Here is a 22,505-nt window from a genome sequence, read left to right as displayed (position 1 = left end):
ATCAGGCTTCAGGCTCTTGTCATAGAGGAACAGATTGAAAAAATTGACAGAAAGAAAAAAAGCGACCGAAGTCGCTTTTTTTGGGTAGAATTTTTATTCCTCTGCGTCAGATCCCGCAGCAGGTGTTGCTTCACCTTCTAGCTCTGCAACATCACCTTCAGGCAACGCTTCCACTTCAATTTCTTCGATGCGTTGAAGACCTACTACCTTTTCTTCTTCCATCGTACGGATCAGAATAACACCTTGGGTGTTACGGCCTACCGTAGAAACTTCGTTTACACGCGTTCTAACTAGCGTACCACGGTTTGAGATCAACATGATTTCATCGTTGTCATCAACTTGAACCGCGCCAACCACAGAGCCATTTCTTTCAGTTACTTTGATTGACACAACACCTTGTGTTGCACGGCTCTTCGCTGGGTACTCTTCAAGCGGTGTACGCTTACCATAACCATTTTCAGTTACGGTCAAGATTGCACCATCGCCTTGTGGTACGATTAGTGATACCACTTTCACGTCATCTGGCATCTTGATACCACGAACACCTGTTGCTGTACGGCCCATCGGACGTAAAGCCAACATTTCTTCGCCAGTTTCAGGATCGCGCTTCACTTCACCTGTTTCTGAATCTCGCTGCTTCTCGTTAAAGCGTACAACTTTACCATGCTCAGTAAATAGCATGATGTCATTTTCACCTGTAGTGATATTAGCACCGATCAGGCTATCGCCTTCGTTCAAGTTGATAGCAATAATACCACTTGCACGCTGACGGCTGTATGCAGTCAGAGGTGTTTTCTTAACGATACCACTTGCCGTTGCCATGACGATAAACTTATCTTCTTCGTATTCACGAACCGGTAAAATTGTCGTAATACGCTCATCAGCTTCGAGTGGTAACAAGTTAACAATTGGCTTACCGCGCGCAGCACGTGATGCAAGCGGCAGCTGGTAAACTTTCAACCAATACAAGCGGCCAGAAGTGGAGAAACAAAGAATTGTATCGTGAGTATTTGCAACGAGTAGACGTTCGATAAAGTCTTCATCTTTCATCTTAGTTGCAGATCGCCCTTTACCACCACGACGCTGAGCTTCGTAATCGCTAAGAGGTTGATACTTCACATAGCCTTCGTGAGAAAGCGTAACTACAACGTCTTCTTCGTTGATCAAATCTTCTAGACTGATATCGTGCGCAGCAGCAGTGATCTCTGTGCGACGCTCATCACCATACGTTTCTTTGATTTCAACTAACTCATCGCGGATCACTTCCATCAAACGCTCTGGAGTAGAAAGGATGTACAGTAGTTCAGCGATAAGATCGAGTAGTTCTTTGTATTCTGCTAGAATTTTCTCGTGCTCAAGACCCGTTAATTTGTGTAGTCTTAAGTCTAGGATTGCTTGGGCTTGTTGCTCAGACAAATAGTACTGACCATCACGGATCCCTAATTCTTCCGCTAACCAATCTGGACGCGCAACATTTTCTTCACCAGTACGCTCAAGCATTGATTTAACGTTACCAAGATCCCAAGCTCGCGCAGTTAGCGCCGCTTTCGCTTCCGCTGGTGTTGGTGACTTACGAATAAGCTCAATGATTGGGTCAATATTGGCTAGCGCAATTGCGAGGCCTTCAAGCGTATGCGCTCGGTCTCTTGCCTTACGCAGGTCAAATACAGTACGGCGCGTTACGACTTCACGACGGTGAATAATAAACGCATCAAGCATTTCTTTCAGGTTGAAACACTTAGGCTGGTTGTTGTCTAGTGCAACCATATTGATGCCAAACACAGTTTGTAGTTGTGTTTGCGCGTATAGGTTGTTTAGTACAACCTCACCGACTTCACCGCGTTTGATTTCAATAACAATACGCATACCGTCTTTATCCGACTCGTCGCGTAGTGCACTGATCCCTTCAACCTTTTTGTCTTTAACAAGTTCAGCAATCTTTTCAATTAGTCTTGCTTTGTTAACCTGGTAAGGAATTTCATGAACGATGATGGTTTCTTTGTTTGTTTTCTCATCGACTTCGATTTCAGCTTTCGCGCGGATGTAGATCTTACCACGGCCTGTTTTATAGGCTTGTTCGATGCCGTTTTTACCGCTAATGATGGCGGCAGTCGGGAAATCAGGACCCGGAATATAGTCGATTAACTCTTCAATGGTGATGTCTGGATTCTGGATCACAGCCAAACAGCCATTGATCACCTCAGTTAAGTTGTGAGGTGGAATATTGGTCGCCATACCAACCGCGATACCAGATGAACCATTCACCAATAAGTTAGGCACTTTAGTTGGTAACACATCTGGAATTTGCTCTGTACCATCGTAGTTTGGTACATAATCAACGGTTTCTTTTTCAAGGTCAGCAAGTAACTCGTGAGCGACTTTCGCCATACGTACTTCGGTATAACGCATCGCAGCTGCAGAGTCACCATCGACAGAACCAAAGTTACCTTGTCCATCTACGAGCATATAGCGTAGAGAGAAAGGCTGAGCCATACGTACAATAGTATCGTAAACCGCGCTATCACCATGCGGGTGATATTTACCGATTACGTCACCAACTACACGAGCTGACTTTTTATAAGGTTTGTTCCAGTCATTTTTAAGTTCATTCATCGCGAACAATACACGACGGTGAACAGGCTTTAGGCCGTCACGTACGTCAGGTAATGCACGACCTACGATTACACTCATTGCATAATCTAGGTATGAATTTTTTAATTCATCTTCGATATTGACTGGCAGGATTTCATTGGCGAGATCAGACATTTGACTCCACTTTCCTTCAGTGTCCACCCCTTTTGTGTCACACTACAACTTGTGTTGAGATGCTATCTGAATATCAAATTGCTTTTTCTGCTGAAGCGCCAATTAAACGCACTTCAAAAAATAGCCGAATTGCCTCAGAGTATCAGCGGGGGCTTTGTTTATTATAAAATTCGTCAAGCATGCTAACACACTTTTTACCGTTTTACAGGTGCTATTTTTATCTAATCCCCTTTATAATGCGCTCAATTCGACGAGGAAGTTTTTTATGACCGAACATCAAAATGTAGACCCTAATGAAATCGCTAAATTTGAAGAAATAGCAGAGCGCTGGTGGGACCGAGAGGGAGAATTTAAACCATTACACGACATTAACCCTTTGAGGTTGGACTTTATTAACGATAAGTGTGAAGGCCTATTCGCAAAAACAGTATTGGATGTCGGTTGTGGTGGTGGGATTTTAACAGAAAGCATGGCTAAGCTGGGTGCAAATGCAACCGGTATCGATATGGGGCAAGAGCCGCTTAACGTTGCAAAGCTTCACGCATTAGAGGTCGGCGTTAACGTAGACTATCAAAAAGTGCCAGCGGAAGAATTCGCAGCCATACACCAAAGTGAATTCGATGTAGTAACTTGCATGGAAATGCTAGAACACGTGCCAGACCCAGAATCCATTATTCGTTCAGTCGCACAGCTAGTTAAGCCTGGTGGTCATGTATTTTTTTCTACCTTAAACAAAACCACAAAAGCGTATTTACTGGCTATCGTCGCCGCAGAAAAACTGCTTAAAATGGTTCCTGAAGGCACGCATGAGCATGATAAGTTTATTCGCCCTTCGACCTTAATTGATTGGGCTGAAAAGTACGACCTCAAAGTTAGAGCGGCGACAGGGATTAACTACAACCCTATCGGCAAAACATTTACCTTAACTAAAGACGTTTCAGTTAACTACATTCTACACTTTGAGAAGCTGGCATGATCCAAGCGGTACTATTTGATTTAGACGGCACCTTGCTGGATACCAGTGATGATTTGGGCGCTGCACTAAACCACGTTTTAACTGCTAATAAAATGCCTACTGTCGGCAAACAGGTATATAGCAGTGCGATTTCAAACGGCGTAGCAGCGATGTTGCAGGTAGGATTTGGTGAGTCACTAAAGCACTACGACACTAAGGTTTTACGTCAGGGTGTGCTCGACTACTACCTGGAGAATTTATCAGTACATTCCCAATGCTTTGCGCAAATTGGTGAGTTATTAGCGGCACTTCTAGAAAAAGAGATTCAGGTTGGGATCATGACAAACAAGCCTGAGTTTTTAACACTTCCGCTACTAAAACAGATCCCTGAACTTGCAAAGATCGAGACAGTAGTATGCGGAGATACACTGGCGGTGGCCAAACCTCATCCCGAGCCTTTACTGTTGGTAGCGTCAAAATTGGGGGTTTCACCAGAGCAGTGTATTTATATTGGCGATGCTGAACGAGACATTATTGCTGCAAAATCCGCAAAAATGATTAGTGCAGCAGCAATGTGGGGATTCATTCCATCTGAAGCTGAAGCTAAGTCTTGGCATGCGGATCTCTATCTTACTAACCCGCTAGACACGTTATCGCATATTTAGTGCCGATAGAAAAATAAAACACCATATATTGTGTTTTTGCTATAATAGATACGAATTTGTGTAGAAAAAAATCAGTTAGAATTTTTTTTTATTTTTGCTGAAAAGCATCATCTTTTTGTTGATTTTTCTTTGTGGGCAGATAAGTGGATTGTCATAGGTTAGTGGATACTTACATAAATAAATTATCCCAAACTTATCCACAATTCTGCCCGAGTTGTTCTCTTGCAAATTCACGTCAACCCCACTATCTTGTGATCCCTAGCCACTAGGGCACCATATATAGTGGTGGTTTGCTAAACAATTTTATATTCGTGCGATATCTAAAGCGCGTTCCTAAGGAATACAGGCACATAACATGAACCAACAGCTATCTGTATGCAAAAGAAACGGTCGCAAAGAACCGTTAGATCTAGATAAGATCCATCGTGTCATTACATGGGCGGCAGAAGGCCTAGATAACGTCTCAGTTTCTCAGGTTGAATTAAAGTCACACATCCAGTTTTATGACGGTATTCGTACTGGTGATATCCACGAAACGATTATTAAAGCTGCAGCCGATCTGATCTCAAAAGAGTCTCCAGATTATCAGTATCTAGCCGCTCGTTTGGCTATTTTCCACTTGCGTAAGAAAGCCTATGGCTGTTTTGAGCCGCCGCACTTACACGACCACGTGGTAAAGCTGGTTGAAGACAAGCGCTATGATCAGCACCTTCTCACTGACTACACAAAGGCAGAGTTTGATGAGCTAAATAGCTACATCGACCATAGCCGAGATATGAACTTCAGCTATGCAGCCGTTAAGCAGTTGGAAGGTAAGTACCTTGTACAAAACCGCGTAACAGGCGAGATCTATGAAAGTGCGCAGTTCTTATATGTTCTTGTTGCTGCAAGCCTGTTTGCAAACTACCCGAAAGAAACGCGTCTAGATTACATTAAGCGATTCTACGATGCGGTTTCAACATTCAAAATTTCATTACCAACGCCAATTATGGCGGGTGTTCGTACGCCGACACGTCAGTTTAGCTCATGCGTACTGATTGAATGTGCCGATAGCCTAGATTCAATCAACGCAACTTCTTCTGCGATTGTAAAATACGTCAGTCAGCGCGCTGGTATTGGTATCAACGCTGGTCGTATTCGTGCACTAGGTAGCCCAATCAGAAATGGTGAAGCGTACCACACAGGATGTATTCCGTTTTATAAGCACTTCCAAACGGCTGTTAAAAGCTGTTCTCAAGGCGGTGTGCGTGGTGGCGCAGCGACCCTATTCTACCCGCTTTGGCATCTTGAAGTTGAAAACCTATTAGTACTAAAAAATAACCGTGGTGTTGAAGAAAACCGCGTGCGTCATTTAGATTATGGCGTGCAGTTCAACAAAACCATGTATAGCCGCCTAATTAAAGACGACTATATCACGCTATTTAGTCCATCAGACGTGCCAGGTCTTTACGACGCATTCTTTGAAGATCAAGATAAATTCGAAGAACTGTATGTTAAGTACGAGCAAGATGAATCTATTCGTAAGAAACGCATTAAAGCGATTGAATTATTCTCAATGTTTGCACAAGAGCGTGCGAGCACTGGTCGTATTTATCTACAAAACGTTGACCACTGTAATACGCACAGCCCGTTTGACTCTAAGGTTGCACCGATCCGCCAGTCAAATCTATGTCTTGAAATTGCACTACCAACGAAGCCGTTAAGCCATGTAAATGACCCTGAAGGTGAAATTGCACTTTGTACGCTTTCAGCATTTAACTTAGGTGCCATCAAGTCTCTAGATGAGCTAGAAGAGTTAGCAGAGCTTGCGGTTCGCGCACTTGATAACCTATTAGACTATCAAGACTACCCTGTTCCTGCTGCGTACAATGCAACGATGGGACGCCGTACACTGGGTATCGGTGTGATTAACTTTGCTTATTATCTTGCAAAGAACGGTGTTAAGTACTCAGACGGTAGCGCTAACGGCCTAACACACAGAACATTTGAAGCGATCCAATACTATCTGATGAAAGCATCGAATGAACTGGCAAAAGAGCGCGGCGCTTGTCCTAAGTTTAACGAGACGACTTATTCACAAGGTATCATGCCAATAGATACCTATAAGCGTGACCTTGATAAAGTCTGTGAAGAGCCATTACACCTTGACTGGGATGCATTAAGAGCAAATATCCAAGAACACGGTATGCGTAACTCAACGTTGTCAGCCTTGATGCCATCGGAAACATCATCGCAAATTTCAAATGCGACAAACGGCATTGAACCACCTCGTGGCCATATCAGTGTCAAAGCGAGTAAAGATGGTATCTTGAAGCAAGTTGTACCAGAGTACGACCGCCTCAAAGACAACTATGAGCTACTTTGGGATATTCCATCTAACGATGGTTACCTTGCGCTAGTTGGTATTATGCAGAAGTTCATCGATCAAACTATCTCTGCAAATACCAATTATGATCCAAGTAAGTTTGAAGCGGGTAAAGTTCCTATGAAGCTATTGCTAAAAGACTTACTCACCGCGTACAAACTTGGTGTTAAGACACTTTACTACCATAATACCCGCGACGGTGCTTCGGATGCTCAAGATGAGTTGAAACCAGAAGCAGAAGACGATGGCTGTGAAGGCGGCGCTTGTAAGATATAACTTTTTATGCGGGTGGTCTTCACCCGCTTTTTTAGGTATTGAGTAACACATTTATGGCATATTCTACGTTTAGCAGAAATCATAACGACCAATTAAAAGAACCGATGTTTTTCGGGCAAACTGTTAATGTATCTCGCTACGACCAACAGAAATTCCCTATTTTCGAAAAGCTAATTGAAAAGCAATTATCGTTTTTCTGGCGTCCAGAAGAAGTAGACGTAAGTAAGGATAGATTGGACTTCCAAGCACTCCCTGAGCACGAAAGACATATCTTTTTGAGCAACCTAAAATATCAAACGTTGCTAGACAGTGTTCAAGGTCGCTCTCCGAACGTTGCACTTTTGCCGATCGTTTCCATCCCTGAACTTGAAACTTGGATCGAAACTTGGGCGTTTAGTGAAACTATTCACAGTCGCTCTTACACTCACATTATTCGTAATGTGACGCAAAACCCAGAAGTGATCTTTGACGACATCGTGGGCAATGACAAAATTGTTGAACGTGCGGATGCAGTGACCAAGTATTACGACGAACTGATTGAAAAGGTAAGCCTTTATAATCAGTACGGTGAAGGCAAACATGAAATTAACGGCACAACGGTCGTCATTAACTTGTTTGAGCTGAAAAAGCTTCTGTACCTTTGCATCATGTCGGTAAACATCTTAGAAGCGATCCGCTTCTACGTGAGCTTTGCTTGCTCATTTGCTTTTGCTGAGCGAGAGCTTATGGAAGGTAATGCAAAGATCATCAAGCTGATTGCTCGTGATGAGGCGCTTCATTTGTCTGGCACACAGCATATGCTGAATATCATGCAAGAAGGCAAAGACGATCCAGAAATGTCTATCGTGGCAGCACAATGCCGTGACGAAGCGATTAAGATGTTTGTTGAAGCAGCTGAGCAAGAAAAAGAATGGGCTGAGTACCTGTTTAAAGACGGTTCAATGATTGGCCTAAACAAAGATATTTTGTGTCAATACGTTGAGTACATCACAAATATTCGTATGGCAGCAGTTGGTTTACCAACGCAATTTGAGACCAAATCGAATCCTATTCCGTGGATCAATGCTTGGCTTGTTTCTGACAATGTTCAGGTTGCACCACAGGAAGCTGAGATCAGCTCATACCTTGTTGGACAAATCGACTCTGAAGTTGATGCCTCTGACTTTGGCGATTTCGACCTGTAATGGTTGAAAAGCCTTCCTTCCTAATTCAGGTTGAGAATATTGAGGAGCCACTGAAATATGTGGCTTCTTCGTCTTCGATACTCGAAACCCTTGAAGCCGCAAATATTGAAGTCCCCTATCAATGTCGCGAGGGTTTTTGCGGCGCCTGCCGCGCCAAACTCATCGAGGGACAAACACAGTACGCGAACGAACCACTTGCTTTTGTGAGAGATGGGGAAATTTTATTGTGCTGTAGCAGACCCACAAGCCATATTAAAATAGAGTTGCCGTAAATAACCAAAACACGAGATAGTAATTTGTTCTCTAACAGCCGTTATCCCTAACTAATGCCTTAAATCAGCTTGGTAATTTGAGTACGAATATAGTGTTCACTATCAGTAACACTCATCGCCCCATTTTCAAAAATCACATCCCAATGCAAACTTCGCGTCAGCATTTCACACAATTCAGCTACAAAGTCCGTGGGAATACTAAACACAGAGAAAGATCCAATAAACTGTAATTGCGCTCGACGCTCTTCAAACCATTGCTCACCGCCAGCACACAACACCACAACCTTAGTATAAAGCTTTTCATACTTGAGTATCTCATCGACTTCTAAGGTACCAATAAACAAAGCGACTTCAACCTGTTCGTTGTCATCTTCTAGCCATACATCCGGCCAATATTTTTTCTCCGCCTTTCTCCACTTTGCCGGCTTATCAAAAGATAGTGCGCAGATCCCAAGCAGTTTCATCGCAAAGTGCTCGCTACTTTCTTTTGACAACATGGCAGTAGTAAACGCTTCTTCATGGTGGCTATGGTGAAATAAGTCAGCAACCTTAATCCTTGCCTTGAAAACAAATGGCTTATTCATTATGTTGTGCTCACTTTGACTTGTTCCTTAACTATAGTTGTAATTCTAATTTCAACAATAACTAAGTTATAGTATAACGTTATTGATCCTCCAAATTTGTAGTGTTATATTATCACTCTATTAGCCGAATAGGCTCACTCGTTCAATACATAACCTAACTCGTGGTAATAAAAATATGTTCAAGCAGTCTCTTATCGCCAGCGCATTAATTTCAATAATAGGTGCAGCGCCAGCTTATGCTGCACAACTAACAGGTAAAGTGGTTGATGCAAACAACCAACCGCTCAGTAACGCCACTATCCACCTTCATGGCAAAAGCAAATCGGTAAAGTCAGATAAATTTGGCCAATTTACGATTGAGCTTGATGCTGACTCGCAGCTTCATATCTCAAAGCCAAACTACTTAGACCATCGTATTAATGTTACCGAAGAACAAGGTTTCGTACGTGTTGAGCTAACACCAACGTCCGTTGAGAGCATAGTTGTTTATTCTTCTGCCCTGCACAAAAATAGTATGGAAATGACCTCTCCAGTGAGTGTATTAAGCGGTGATGAACTAAAAAACCGTGCAAAACCCACACTGGGTGAAACACTAAAAGGCCAACCAGGGATCAATGCTAGTTACTTTGGTCCGGTGAGTTCAAGCCCAATCATCCGTGGCTTAGATGGACCGAGGGTCAAAATCACGCAAAATGGGTTAGACAGTAGTGATGCCTCGCGCGTTGGTCCTGACCATGCCAACACTAACGATTCGCTAGCAGCGCAACAGATTGAAGTGCTAAGAGGCCCAGCTACCCTACTATACGGCTCAGGTGCAATAGGTGGTGTGGTTAATGTCGTTGATAATCGTATTCCTACTGATGTGATCGAAAGCCTTCAGGGCGCTGCCGACTATAGCCATGATACCAACTCAAATACCAATACCTTTGCGGTGTTATTAGAATCAGGCTTTGACGGCTTTAACTTCCATTTCGATGGCGTTAAGCGTAAAGGTGGTGACTATGAAACCCCAAATTTTGCGCTACCTCATGACGAACATGAAGAACACGAGCATGAACATGAAGGCGAAGATCATGCCCACGAAGCAGAAGAGCATGAAACAGAGTACGCCAATCGCGTCGATAATACCTTTATCGACTCTGAGCAATTTAACTTAGGTACAAGTTATGTTGGCGATCATCTGACCGTTGGTTTCTCGTATGGCCGTGTTGATACGGACTATGGCATTCCTGCTCACTCTCATATTGGTCATGACCATGATCACGAACATGAAGAAGAAGGACATGACCACGAAGAAGAATCCGTATTTGCTCGAGTAAAGCAAGATCGTTGGCAAGGGCTTGTAAATTATGCAGTACACAGTGATTGGCTTGAATCTGTTGGTCTACGTGTCGGCTACACCGATTATGAACACGCTGAAATTGAAGATGGAAATATTGGTACTGTATTTGAGAATGATACAACTGAGTTACGCTTAACGGCGGAGCACCGCTTAGGAGAGTGGCACGGCACTGTCGGTTATCATTTCTCCGACAGCGATTACGCCGCGAACGGTGAAGAAGCTTTTACACCATCGACCAATACCAAAACGCACGCACTTTATATCCTTGAAGAACGTCGCTTTGGAGATTTTACGCTTGAGTTAGGTGCTCGAATCGAAGACTACCAGCTATCAAGTAAAGGTAACCAACTGGAAGCGTACGAAAACGACCATGACCATGACCATGACCATGAAGGTGAACACGACCACGACCATAGTGGTAACTTAGATAATGGGTTTATTTCTTATGACCTAGAAATGACTAATCTAAGCTTATCTATTGGTGGTGTGTACGACTTTGCTGAAGGTCAAAACGTTGCTGTTTCGCTGTCTCGCTCGGAGCGCGCACCATTAACCGCGGAACTTCTTTCAAATGGTATTCATATCGCAACCAGCACCTATGAACTAGGGCTTGGTTATGAGCTAGAAGGCGATCATTTACACTTTGAGCCACAAGATATTGAACAAGAGACATCAAACAACTTAGACATCAGCTTTAGAAAGTTCTCAGGTGACTTTGGCTATACCGTTAACTTCTTCTATAACGACATCGAAAACTTCTACTATCAAGCATTAACAGACTATATCTATAGTCCAGAGCACGGTTTAGAAGTGGCAGATCACGAACATGAAGGCGCTGTTCCAGTGTTTAAGTTTGAAAGCAGTGATGCCAAACTATACGGTCTTGAGTTTGATGCCCATTACAAATTAAGCAACTTTGCACGCGTTAAAGTGTTTGGTGACTCGCTAACAGCCAAGTTAGATAACGACGAATATTTACCACGTATCCCAAGTAACAAGCTAGGTCTTGATTACGAACACAGTTACGAGAACTTAACAGCTAACTTCACAGTGACGCATTACTTCAAGCAAGACAACATCGCCAGCTATGAAAGTGAAACTAAGGGCTATACGTTAGTGGATATGTCATTTAACTATGACTTTGAGTTTATGGGCAGTGACATGGTTGGTTATGTTAACCTTGATAATTTGACTAATGAACTCGGCTTTGTGCATAGCTCGTTTATCAAAGAGCAAGCCCCACTTCCAGGTCGTAACATTAAGCTTGGTATCAGAGGCTACTTTTAATACCGATTCCTTTCTTTTATAGAAACCAAAAAGCTACCTCTTATAGGTAGCTTTTTTATTTAACTTGAAACTGTGATACCTCAATTTCATGACATTAAATCAGTAAGTTATGCGCGAGTACCAAAGATTTTGTCACCAGCATCACCAAGCCCTGGGACTATATATCCTTTTTCATTTAGATGACTATCCAGCGAAGCGGTATAAATTTCAACATCTGGATGCGCTTCTTCCACCAGCTTTACTCCCTCTGGCGCTGCCACAAGTACAATCGCTCTGATCTCTTTTGAACCTGCTTTTTTTAGCATGTCGATAGTAGCAATCAGTGAGCCACCTGTCGCAAGCATTGGATCAATAACTAATGCAAGTCTGGCATCGATATTGCCCACCAACTTCTCAAAATAAGGCACAGGCTCAAGTGTTTCTTCGTTACGCTGCAAACCCACAACACTTACTTTAGCTGCCGGGATCAACTGCAGTATGCCATCTAGCATCCCCAAACCCGCTCTTAAAATTGGCACTAAGGTGATCTTTTTGCCCGTCAGCCTTTTAACTGTTAACTCGTTACCGTCCCAAGCAGAGATGACCTGATCGCTCAACGTCAAATCTTTTGTTGCTTCATAAGTGAGTAAGTTGCCAACTTCCGAGACAATTTCGCGAAAATTTTTGGTTGATATACCCTGCTCTCGCAAGAGTCCAAGTTTATGCTGAACTAATGGGTGATCAATTACATGTAATGCCATGGCTGCGTATCCTTATAAACTGCTAAAGAAATCTTCTGGTTTGTGTCTTATAGGCTTAGTACATTGCACCGTAGGCGTGCCTAAATAAAGATAGCCAACGATTTCATCTTTTTCATCGAGACCAAGTTGCTTTTTCACTTCTGGACTCTGGGCAAAGTAGCCCGTTCGCCACACACCAGACAACCCCTGTGAAAAAGCCGCTTGCTGCATAGCAAGTACACTACAGCCTGCACTTTGAATTTGCTCAATACGAGGCACTTTTGGATGTTCTTGATAAGGAGATATTGCGATGATCAACATTGGCGCGCGCTCTGGTAACTGTCTCGCTCTATCTATTATTCGTTGTTCTTGCTGCTCTTTTACCGCCGCTTGATAGTAGATTTCACCTAGCTTTTCACGGCCTTTTTCTTCTACTGTAATAAATCTGAACGGTGTTAAGCCACCATGATCTGGCACTTTTAGTGCTGCTTTTTTAATGATTTCTAACTGAGCCGGATTAGGTCCAGGAAAAGACAGATTGCTATCTGACTGGCGTGTTAAGAGTAATTCTATGGCGTCCATTAACTCATCCCGTGTTGTGCCTTCAAAATGGCCGTGAATTATACCAATTTGACTTATTACGTGTCTCGAAATAGACCAAATACTTAAGCAAATTGGTATTACGTGGCTTGTAGTCTAACATTTTCCCTTAAATTCGACCACGCGACATCACGGATTTCTGAATAGCATCCTTGCAATATTTCGTTTTACTCTGGAAGTAAATCGCGTTGTTTCCTATCAATAAGTATCCTCAACCAATAGTCGACACTGACATAACGTCCACCACCGGTAAAAAATAGTGAAAGTAGTAATACAAAGTAAGTTGCCGCAAATTCAATTCCATTGTTTAAAATAACAATACTGCCTTTTTCGTAGAGATAATTCGGTCTGCCATTTTCTTCGACTATCTCTTTAATTAAATCCAAACGTTGCTTTGCTGCTACGCTATTTTCTAAACTCACTTTGGCTTCGTCAAAGCCGAGCCAATCTAATACTTTAGCGGCGCTAGTATCAGGATTTGTTGGTGTTACCGAAAACCAACCATGCTCCAAATGCACCGTAGTTGCAGCAACAACCATAGTCACCATGAGCGGAATAGACACTAAACGAGTAAGCAGGCCAAACAAAACCAACCAACCACCTAAAAACTCCGTCCAAGCGGCGAGAAACGCAAGCAAGTCAGGGAAAGGTAAACCTAAGCCCCATTCACTATTGCCAAACCATGCGACAATATTGGGATCGGCGAGGAGGCGTTGTAAAAATGTCGCGTCTGGATTAGACAAATTTAATTTATTGTAACCTGCGATGATCATAATTGGCGCGAGAATAAGGCGCATGAGTAATGGCGCGATACCAGAAAAATGTTGAGATAAATGTTGTAGTTGCCGATACGGCTTTAGTAGGTTGGCAAGCATATGCGGTCCATAGTTGATGTTTGAATTATCAGTATAGACCGCAGATTGGGTTGGATTATTTCGTTAGATCTTTCTTGCTACCTGAAGTGCCTCTGCAATCGCTCGCTTAGCATCAATCGCTGCCGCCAGTTTAGCACCACCAATAACGTGCTGATTTTCAGGTAGTGCCTCTTTATCGAACAAGCTATCGTTAGAAACTTGTCCAATACAAGCAATGACTGTATCTACATCTAACAGCTGTTCTTCACCTGCTACTCTTACAGTCAAACCTTGATTATCAAAGCTGATATATTCGCATTCTGCAATTTGCTGAACATTGTGATGTTTTGCAACAGCTCTGTGGATCCAGCCAGTGGTCTTACCTAAGTCTTTACCAAAACGTCCTTCAGAGCGTTTTAACATATAAATCGGTCTTTTCTCTTGTGATGGTTGCGCTTCGCATTCTATTCCCCATTGAGATTTAAAATCAGGAATCGTTTGTTCTCGCTGTTCAGTTAAAAACGCTACCATGTCAAAGCCAATACCACCTGCGCCTAAAATAGCAATTTTATTACCTAATTCTACTTCACCCTTAATAACTTCGTCATAGGCAAACACACGTTTCCCATCTGCGCATTCAATTTTCGACATCCGTGGACTTACACCCGTTGCAAATACCACATCATCAAACGCACTTGCCATTGTTTCTTCGTATGGTGTATTTAGGCAAAGCTCAACACCTAAGCGATTTATTTCGCTGACATAGTATTTAAGCGTATGTTGGAAGTCTTCTTTACCTGGTATTCGCATCGCTAAATTAAACTGACCACCAAGTTCGCTACCTTTATCAATCAGCTTAACTTGATGGCCTTTTTTAGCGAGATAATAACTTACAGACAGTCCAGCTGGTCCTGCCCCAACAACGAGTACTTGTTTTTTCCTTTGGGCACTTTGAAGTGGATAATCCAATTCAAATCCCGCTTGTGGATTCACCAAACATGTTGCTCGTTTGCCTTTAAATACATGGTCTAAACAACCCTGATTACAACCGATGCAAATATTGATTTGCGCCGAGCGCTGCTCTTGATATTTGTTAAAGAATTCAGGATCAGCGAGTAACGGACGCGCCATAGAAATAAGATCGGCATCTCCTTTAACTAAGATGTCATTAGCAAGATCTGGGGTGTTAATCCTATTTACTGCTACAACAGGTATATCAACGGCTTGTTTTAATCTATGTGACGCTTCACGATAGGCACCAGGAGGCACCATGGACGCAATTGTTGGAACACGCGCTTCGTGCCAACCAATACCGGTGTTAAGAATATCCACACCTGCCGCGACCAACGCTTTGGCTTGAAGCACAACTTCTTCTGGTGTTGAGCCATTTGGGATTAAGTCCATGACCGACAGACGAAAAACGATAATGAACTTATCGCTCACTTTTGCTCTAACCGCTTTTACAATATCGGTTGCCAATCGCATTCTGTTTTCTAAGCTACCACCATACTCATCAGTACGCTTATTGGTATGCCCCGCCATAAACTCATTGATTAAGTAGCCTTCTGAGCCCATGATCTCCACGCCATCGTAGCCTGCTTTTTCGGCTAATTTAGCTGAGTGAGCAAAGTCTTTAATCGTACCTTTGATCGCGCTTAAGCTCATTGCTTTTGGTTTATATGGATTAATCGGCGCTTTAATCGCACTAGGTGCAGTGTTGAATGGATGATAAGCATAGCGCCCTGCATGTAGTAACTGTAGACAAATTTTGCCACCATGTTTATGTACTACATCAGTGTATGCTTTGTGTTTAATTACATCGTATAACGAGTTAAAAGAAGAAGAAATGGGAGTCAACTTACCGCGTAGGTTTGGACTGTAACCACCGGTTACGATCAGCCCCACTCCACCTTTTGCGCGTTCTTCATAAAACGCAGCCAGTCGCTTTCGGTTGTGCCACCCTTCTTCAAGCCCGGTATGCATTGATCCCATTACCAAGCGATTTCGCAAACTGGTATGTTTAAGTTGTAGTTCTTGTTCTAACATTTGCCGCCCCACAAAACTGGTCTTACCTGTGAACATTAACGTTTTTTTATTATTTGGCAAGTCTTAAGGAGAAAGAAATTAACGAATTTGGCAGCATTGGCGATATTTCAATCATGAAAATACTTCGTTACGTTTTTCTATTATTCATGAAACTCGCTCTGATATATGATAAATGTATAGAGTTGTATTGAAGTTAAGCATAAGGGATCATTTTGAAACTGATAGCGAATATTTTTAAAGGCATTTGGGCCACACTGAACTTTTCCAGGCGATTAATTTTAAATCTGCTGTTTTTATTCATTCTTATCGCCATCGTGATAAGTATTGTATCGGGTGAGGATCAGGTTAAGGTCGAAAATAAAAGCGTACTACGTTTAAACCTGAACGGTATCATAGTCGAGCAATTAACCTATGTTGACCCTGTTGAGGCGGCCATGAGTGATGCTTTTGGTGACTCAGAAGAGCCAAGTGAAATTTTACTAGATGATGTCATCGATGTTATCAATAAAGCAGCTCAAGACGACCGAATTACAGTGATGTATCTTGATTTACAACGTCTTCATAGCGCCCATCTCGACAAATTACGAGATATTAAAGACGCGCTCGCGAATTTCAAAACGGCGGGCAAAAAAATCTATGCCCACGGCGCCTATTACACTCAAGCTCAATATTATCTCGCCTCAGTAGCCGATGAAATTTCTCTACATCCTTACGGTGGAGTTAATATCACCGGATTTGGCATGTATCCGCTGTATTTTAAAGAAGCCCTTGATAAGCTAAAAGTTACACAGCATATTTTCCGCGTTGGTACATACAAGTCAGCCGTTGAGCCTTATATTCGCAGCGATATGTCACCTGAAGCAAAAGAGTCGAATCTTGGATGGATCACCCCGCTTTGGACACAATATAAAACAGAAGTAGCCGAGAACCGCGGTTTCGATGTCGCTAATTTTGATGAAACCTTCGCTGCATTAACAGACAAAATGGAAGCGGCACAAGGCGATTCCGCCAAATATGCTATCGACAACCAATGGGTCGATGCGTTAACGACCAATCAGGCATTTGCGCAGAAACTGATCGATGAAGTTGGTCTCGATGCAAAAGGAAAATCTTTTAAACAGGTCTCGTTCAATCAATATCTATCGACCTTGCCGCCTAAAGAGTTTGCAGAAAATCCATTTACCGAAAAAGTCGCAGTGGTTGTTGCTAAAGGTCAAATCTCTGATGGCAAGCGTAAAGCAGGTGCTATTGGTGGCGATTCAACAGCTGCACTACTTAAAAAGGCCCGCCTTAACGACAAAGTGAAAGCCGTTGTACTAAGAATTGACTCTGGCGGTGGTAGCATGTTTGCTTCTGAAACCATTCGTAATGAAGTTATTGCACTAAAAGCCGCTGGAAAACCCGTGATAGCATCAATGGGTTCAGTTGCCGCTTCTGGTGGTTATTGGATTGCAGCATCAGCTAATGAAATTTGGGCATCGCCAAGCACTATCACCGGTTCTATTGGTGTATTTGGCATGATCATGACCTTTGAAAATGCAGCAAACTCATTAGGAATTTATTCTGATGGTGTTGCGACAACCGAATTAAAAGGCCAATCTCCATTCAGAGGGATAGATGGTGGCTATAAAAACCTTATCCAGATGGGGGTTGAAGATGCCTATGATAAGTTTATCTCTATGGTTGCAACCGAGCGAAACCTTGATAAGTCAGCGGTTAACGATGTTGCGCAAGGACGTGTATGGCTAGCAACTCAGGCGCTTGATTTTGGCTTAGTTGATAAGTTAGGCAACAAGAACGATGCCATTGAAGCGGCAGCAAGTCTTGCTAATTTAGAGATGTATGATGTTATCACTATTGAACAAACACTCACCGAGCAAGAAAAGCTGATGCAACAATTATTTGGTGCGTCTATGGTGCAAAGCGCCATTAGTGCCCTTGTACCTGAGCAATCGATATTCGCAAAAACTGCATTAAATGCCCTAGACAGTGTTAGCAATACAATAGCACTACAAACTCAGATGTTAGGCCAGCTTAACGATCCTAACCATGTCTATACGCTTTGCTTAGTGTGTAACGTTTCACCTGAGTAAAATCGATTAAGCACTGCAATTGTGGTGCTGTAATTGTTATACTGAGCCCAGATTTTATTCTGGGCTTTTTTATGAAAAGAAAAAAAATATATATCGCCTATACCGGTGGTACCATTGGTATGAAGCAATCCAGTCGCGGTTACGTTCCGGTTGCAGGATACCTAACAGATACGGTAAAAAATAACGCCGAGTTTACTCGCGACGAAATGCCGCTTTTTGATATTCATGAATATTGCCCGTTAATTGACTCGTCAGATATGTCACCGCATCACTGGCAGCTTATCGCGGATGACATTCAATCAAAATATCACGACTACGATGGTTTTGTGGTGCTCCATGGCACAGATACAATGGCCTATACTGCCTCTGCACTATCCTTCATGTTTGAGAACTTAACTAAACCTGTGATAGTGACCGGCTCTCAAATTCCGTTGTCACAACTGCGCTCTGATGGTCAAGTAAATCTGTTAAACGCGATGTATTTGGCTGCTAACTACCCTATCGCCGAAGTGAGTTTGTTTTTCAACAATAAACTTTACCGCGGTAATAGAGCAATCAAAGCTCATGCTGATGGCTTCGATGCATTCGCTTCTCCAAACCTTTCGCCGCTGGCACAAGCAGGGATCAATATTCAGCTGATCGAAGGGAAGCTAAGCCCTTACGTTGAGCAAAGCTTGCAAGTCACCAAGATTTCACCTCAACCTATCGCGGTAATGCATTTGTATCCAGGGATCTCAACTGAAATCCTTAAGAACCTAATGCGTGGCGAGATGAAAGCGTTAATCTTATTGAGCTTCGGTGTTGGTAACGCGCCACAAGACGAGCATTTTTTAACTGAGCTTAAAGCAATCAGTGACCGCGGAGTAGTGATTATCAACCTCACCCAATGTATTCAAGGAAAAGTGAATATGGGCGGCTACGCGACAGGAAATGCGTTATTAAACTGTGGTGTGATCAGTGGCTACGATATGACACTAGAAGCGTGCTTAACAAAGCTACACTATTTATTTAGCCAGCAGCTAGAGCTTGAAACTATCCGCCATTTGATGCAAGACAATCTGCGCGGTGAGCTAACTCGATAGCAGTAAAGCGAAAAAGTAACACAATAAAAAAGCCGTGGTATCGTTACCACGGCTTTTAAATCAGCTCGAAATGCTCCGAACGTCGATTATTATCTAACTTTTGCTTCGATATCGACAAGATCAGTAAGGTGACAGGTTTCACCACTGTGTGTCTTTATGCCGTGCTCACCAAAGTAATCACGCTGTGCTTGCACCAAGTGTCCGTTGCTTGGCGTGCTCAGTGTTGCAATATAAGTTTGCGTCGCAGCAAGCACTGGGAAAGACAAACCAGTCGCCACCGCTTTACCTGTAATACTACGTAGTGCAAGTGCAGGCTTCTCAAGTGAATCGATAAATTCAACACCTTCAGCGATATCGTCTAAGTAATCAGCTCGGATAATACAGCCCGCACGCCAGGTTTGTAGCGTTTTATTGAGATCCACTTTCCATTGGTGTGCACGAGACGCACCCTTAATCAGTGCAAGACCTTGGCGGTAACATAGTAAACTGGCAAAATAGAATGCGTCTTTTAACTCGTCTAAATCAACCTCAATTGTTTGCGTTGATTTATTCGCATACGTCATTTCTTTCGCAGCTGGAGTATCAATAGTGTTGGTGAGATGGCGAGCTTGTACCGCAGCCACAAGCGAAGGTACGGCAATACCAAGCTCCAGTGCGTTTTGCGCCGTCCAAAGGCCAGTACCCTTAGCTCCTACCTTATTGTCGATGAGGTCGACTAAAGACTCGCTCTGCTCTGTTTCTAGACTTAAAATGTGGCTAGAAATTGCAAGTAGATAACTATTTAATTTACCTTCAGACCAAGATTCAAAAATCTCAGCAACTTCTTTAGGAGAGCGACCGGTACCCAGACGAAGCAATTGATAAAGCTCCGCAATGAGCTGCATCAACGCATACTCAATACCGTTGTGCACCATTTTAACAAAGTGACCGCTGGCCGATTGCCCCACACGCGCGAAACATGACTCGTTGTTGTAGCTCGCAGCAACCTTTTCGAACCAAGGCTCGATACGCTCCCAACCACCTTCTGACCCACTTGCCATCATTGCAGGACCATGACGTGCACCTTCGGCACCGCCTGAAATTCCCATAGTGGCAAACTCAAATTTATTCTGATATTTCAATTTACGTGCAATACCATCTTTGTAATTACTGTTACCACAGTCAACGATGATATCGTCTTTCTCAACTCCAGCTTCAACCAAATCGCTACAAACTTTATCTACTAGTTCACCTGCTGGAACGAGTAATAAAATCGAGCGAGGAGTCTCTAATCTTCTGATCATATCACCGAGATCAGACACTATGTGTAAGCGCTCCGCCATACCTAACGACTGTGCGCAACTCAATAATTCCGCACCTACTTCGGGGTTCTTGTCGTAAGCGACTAAGGTCATCCCCTTCTCAATTAGATTTAGCGCGAGGTTTTTACCCATCACACCCAAACCAACTAATGCAACCTGCATTTAGTTTCCTCCTCGGTAACATCAAAACTTTATGCGTTCGTGTATGTGCATTATACCTGAGCGACCATGATTGACCAGCGAGACACACAATTCACTGATATCATATCGGTCCCAAAAATATGACAGCTAACACAATTCACTGTATAGCAATATAGTGACAGCAGCACGAATTCACCAATTTTGTGATAAATCTCAAATACTCCCCTAAGCTGTAAGGTAAAATATTCGAGATTGACGGCCACTGACACCGGTGTCATAATGATGACATATAGATCATATAACTTAATTCGAGTGTTAAAAAGGGTTTTGCATAATTCTTTATGCTCTAATTAGTTAAATCGTGATTTTACAATGTGACATGTGTAAAAAAACAGCAATTTTGATTTACTTTTAACACATTCATAAGTTTTTGCTTACCTTGATAAGCTAACAGGAGAATCTGATGCTTAGACGCACAAAAATCGTCGCAACACTGGGGCCAGCGACGGATAGAGATAACAACTTAGAAAAAATCATTCGTGCCGGTACCAACGTAGTCAGACTAAACTTTTCACACGGTGTCGCTCAAGATCACAAAAATAGAGCCGAAGCCGTTCGCGAAATTGCTAAACGCTTGGGTGTAAATGTAGCGATCCTTGCAGATTTACAAGGTCCTAAAATCCGCGTTTCAACATTTAAAGAAGGCAAAGTGTTCCTAGAAGTGGGTGCAAAATTCACTCTCGACGCAAAAATGGAACCTGGCCAAGGTCACGTTGAAGCTGTGGGTATCGACTATAAAGAATTACCGAATGACGTAAAACAAGGTGATTTACTGTTACTGAACGATGGACTTATTCAGCTTGTTGTTGAAGAAGTACAAGGTCACTTGGTTCATACCAATGTTAAAGTTGGCGGCGTGTTGTCGAATAATAAAGGGATCAACCGGTTAGGTGGCGGCTTAACAGCACCTGCATTTACTGACAAAGACAAAGAAGACTTGCTCACAGCAACAGAAATTGGTGTGGACTATATCGCGGTTTCGTTCCCTCGCAGTGGTGACGACATGCGTTACGTTAGAGGACTGGCGGAGAAAGCAGGTTCTAATGCACAATTACTTGCAAAAATTGAACGTGCAGAAGCGGTTGAAACCGTAGAAGCGATTGACGACATCGTACTGGCTTCTGATGCGGTGATGGTTGCCCGTGGTGATCTAGGTGTAGAAATTGGCGATGCAGCTCTTGTTGGTAAACAGAAGCAAATTATCAGCCGTGCTCGCTCACTAAACCGTACGGTGATCACTGCCACTCAAATGATGGAGTCAATGATTGACAACCCAATGCCAACTCGTGCTGAAGTTATGGATGTCGCAAACGCAGTGCTTGATGGCACTGATGCGGTAATGCTTTCAGCGGAAACCGCTGCTGGTGATTACCCAGAACAAACGGTCGCGGCAATGGCACGTGTGTGTTTAGGTGCAGAATCCCAACCGCAGATCCATATCTCTAAACATCGTTTAGACAGCCGTTTTGCTGATACCTGTGAAACTATCGCGCTGTCGGCAATGTACGCTGCAAACCATTTAGACTCAGTAAAGGCAATTGTTGCACTAACTGAATCGGGTAATACCGCAAAATTGATGTCTCGTATCAGTTCTGGATTGCCTATTTACGCACTGTCTCGCCATCAATCAACACTTGGGCAGGCATCACTCTATCGTGGTGTATATCCGGTAAGATTTGACTCGACGCAATGCTCAGATGATTCAACTGTTCGTGAAGCGCTTGATACGCTAGTAGCTGCAGGCTCATTGGAAAAAGGCGACACAGTGATCATCACACACGGTGATAAGATGGAAACTATCGGCGCCAGTAACACGCTGAAAATCGTCACAGTGTAAAAGCGTTGAACTAGGTAGCCTTGCTGCCTAGTTCATCTTTCCTTAGAATACTCTAAAGTGTACAAGCACATAAAAT

16 protein-coding genes are annotated in these 22,505 nt (G+C 43.0%); 9 read left to right on the top strand and 7 right to left on the bottom strand.

Annotated elements, in window-relative coordinates; all coding sequences use genetic code 11:
• Positions 1-93: 93 nt before the first annotated feature.
• Positions 94-2,766 carry a DNA gyrase subunit A gene (gene gyrA, locus A587_RS0109060; protein WP_017217318.1) on the bottom strand — a complete coding sequence of 891 codons (2,673 nt, stop codon included), beginning with the start codon at positions 2,764-2,766 and terminating at the stop codon, positions 94-96.
• A gap of 265 nt (positions 2,767-3,031) precedes the next feature.
• On the opposite strand from gyrA, the gene ubiG reads away from it, so the two are divergent.
• The 5 genes from ubiG (at position 3,032) to yfaE (ending at position 8,483) form a co-directional block, all read left to right on the top strand.
• Positions 3,032-3,742 carry a bifunctional 2-polyprenyl-6-hydroxyphenol methylase/3-demethylubiquinol 3-O-methyltransferase UbiG gene (ubiG, locus tag A587_RS0109055; RefSeq protein ID WP_017217317.1) on the top strand — a complete coding sequence of 237 codons (711 nt, stop codon included), beginning with the start codon at positions 3,032-3,034 and terminating at the stop codon, positions 3,740-3,742.
• A complete protein-coding gene (locus A587_RS0109050) occupies positions 3,739-4,386 on the top strand; it encodes an HAD family hydrolase (RefSeq protein WP_017217316.1) in 648 nt (215 codons plus the stop codon). Before ubiG ends, A587_RS0109050 begins: the two co-directional genes overlap by 4 nt.
• Positions 4,387-4,741: 355 nt before the next feature.
• On the top strand, positions 4,742-7,027 hold the full coding sequence (gene nrdA, locus A587_RS0109045) for a class 1a ribonucleoside-diphosphate reductase subunit alpha (protein WP_017217315.1): 2,286 nt from the start codon (positions 4,742-4,744) through the stop codon (positions 7,025-7,027).
• Between the two features lie 53 nt (positions 7,028-7,080).
• A complete protein-coding gene (gene nrdB / locus A587_RS0109040; protein WP_017217314.1) occupies positions 7,081-8,211 on the top strand; it encodes a class Ia ribonucleoside-diphosphate reductase subunit beta in 1,131 nt (376 codons plus the stop codon).
• Positions 8,211-8,483, top strand: coding sequence for a class I ribonucleotide reductase maintenance protein YfaE (yfaE, locus tag A587_RS0109035; protein WP_017217313.1), 273 nt, complete (start codon positions 8,211-8,213; stop codon positions 8,481-8,483). The genes nrdB and yfaE overlap by 1 nt, the downstream gene beginning before the upstream one ends.
• A gap of 59 nt (positions 8,484-8,542) precedes the next feature.
• Here yfaE and A587_RS0109030 read toward each other — a convergent pair whose 3' ends face one another.
• Positions 8,543-9,067 carry a YaeQ family protein gene (locus A587_RS0109030; RefSeq protein ID WP_017217312.1) on the bottom strand — a complete coding sequence of 175 codons (525 nt, stop codon included), beginning with the start codon at positions 9,065-9,067 and terminating at the stop codon, positions 8,543-8,545.
• A 175-nt stretch (positions 9,068-9,242) separates the two neighbouring features.
• Between A587_RS0109030 and A587_RS0109025 the strand changes: the two genes are divergently transcribed.
• Positions 9,243-11,696: a TonB-dependent receptor gene (locus tag A587_RS0109025; protein WP_017217311.1), complete on the top strand. Its 2,454-nt coding sequence runs from the start codon at positions 9,243-9,245 to the stop codon at positions 11,694-11,696.
• Positions 11,697-11,803: 107 nt separating this feature from the next.
• Here A587_RS0109025 and upp read toward each other — a convergent pair whose 3' ends face one another.
• The 4 genes from upp to A587_RS0109005 form a co-directional block, all read right to left on the bottom strand.
• A complete protein-coding gene (upp, locus tag A587_RS0109020; protein WP_017217310.1) occupies positions 11,804-12,436 on the bottom strand; it encodes a uracil phosphoribosyltransferase in 633 nt (210 codons plus the stop codon).
• Between the two features lie 12 nt (positions 12,437-12,448).
• Entirely contained in the window at positions 12,449-12,997 is a 549-nt protein-coding gene (locus tag A587_RS0109015; RefSeq protein ID WP_017217309.1) for an NAD(P)H nitroreductase, read from the bottom strand.
• 185 nt (positions 12,998-13,182) lie between these two features.
• Positions 13,183-13,890 carry an HvfX family Cu-binding RiPP maturation protein gene (locus A587_RS0109010; RefSeq protein ID WP_017217308.1) on the bottom strand — a complete coding sequence of 236 codons (708 nt, stop codon included), beginning with the start codon at positions 13,888-13,890 and terminating at the stop codon, positions 13,183-13,185.
• Positions 13,891-13,953: 63 nt separating this feature from the next.
• Positions 13,954-15,915, bottom strand: a complete 1,962-nt coding sequence (locus tag A587_RS0109005; protein ID WP_017217307.1) for an FAD-dependent oxidoreductase — start codon at positions 15,913-15,915, stop codon at positions 13,954-13,956.
• Between the two features lie 212 nt (positions 15,916-16,127).
• On the opposite strand from A587_RS0109005, the gene sppA reads away from it, so the two are divergent.
• Positions 16,128-18,008 carry a signal peptide peptidase SppA gene (sppA, locus tag A587_RS0109000; RefSeq protein ID WP_017217306.1) on the top strand — a complete coding sequence of 627 codons (1,881 nt, stop codon included), beginning with the start codon at positions 16,128-16,130 and terminating at the stop codon, positions 18,006-18,008.
• Between the two features lie 71 nt (positions 18,009-18,079).
• Complete coding sequence (gene ansA / locus A587_RS0108995) at positions 18,080-19,090, top strand: asparaginase (RefSeq protein ID WP_010376991.1); 1,011 nt, start codon at positions 18,080-18,082, stop codon at positions 19,088-19,090.
• Between the two features lie 89 nt (positions 19,091-19,179).
• Here the strand turns inward: ansA and gndA are convergent, their stop codons facing one another.
• On the bottom strand, positions 19,180-20,553 hold the full coding sequence (gndA, locus tag A587_RS0108990) for an NADP-dependent phosphogluconate dehydrogenase (RefSeq protein ID WP_010376989.1): 1,374 nt from the start codon (positions 20,551-20,553) through the stop codon (positions 19,180-19,182).
• 442 nt (positions 20,554-20,995) lie between these two features.
• On the opposite strand from gndA, the gene pyk reads away from it, so the two are divergent.
• The gene (gene pyk / locus A587_RS0108985) at positions 20,996-22,429 is read left to right on the top strand and encodes a pyruvate kinase (protein ID WP_010376985.1); all 1,434 of its coding nucleotides are present in this window, start codon (positions 20,996-20,998) and stop codon (positions 22,427-22,429) included.
• Positions 22,430-22,505: the final 76 nt, after the last annotated feature.

Source organism: Pseudoalteromonas sp. NJ631 (assembly GCF_000276645.1).
Lineage (GTDB): Bacteria > Pseudomonadota > Gammaproteobacteria > Enterobacterales > Alteromonadaceae > Pseudoalteromonas > Pseudoalteromonas piscicida.
The sequence above is the reverse complement of the archived record's forward strand: the minus strand, read 5'-3'. Positions and strand labels throughout refer to the sequence as shown.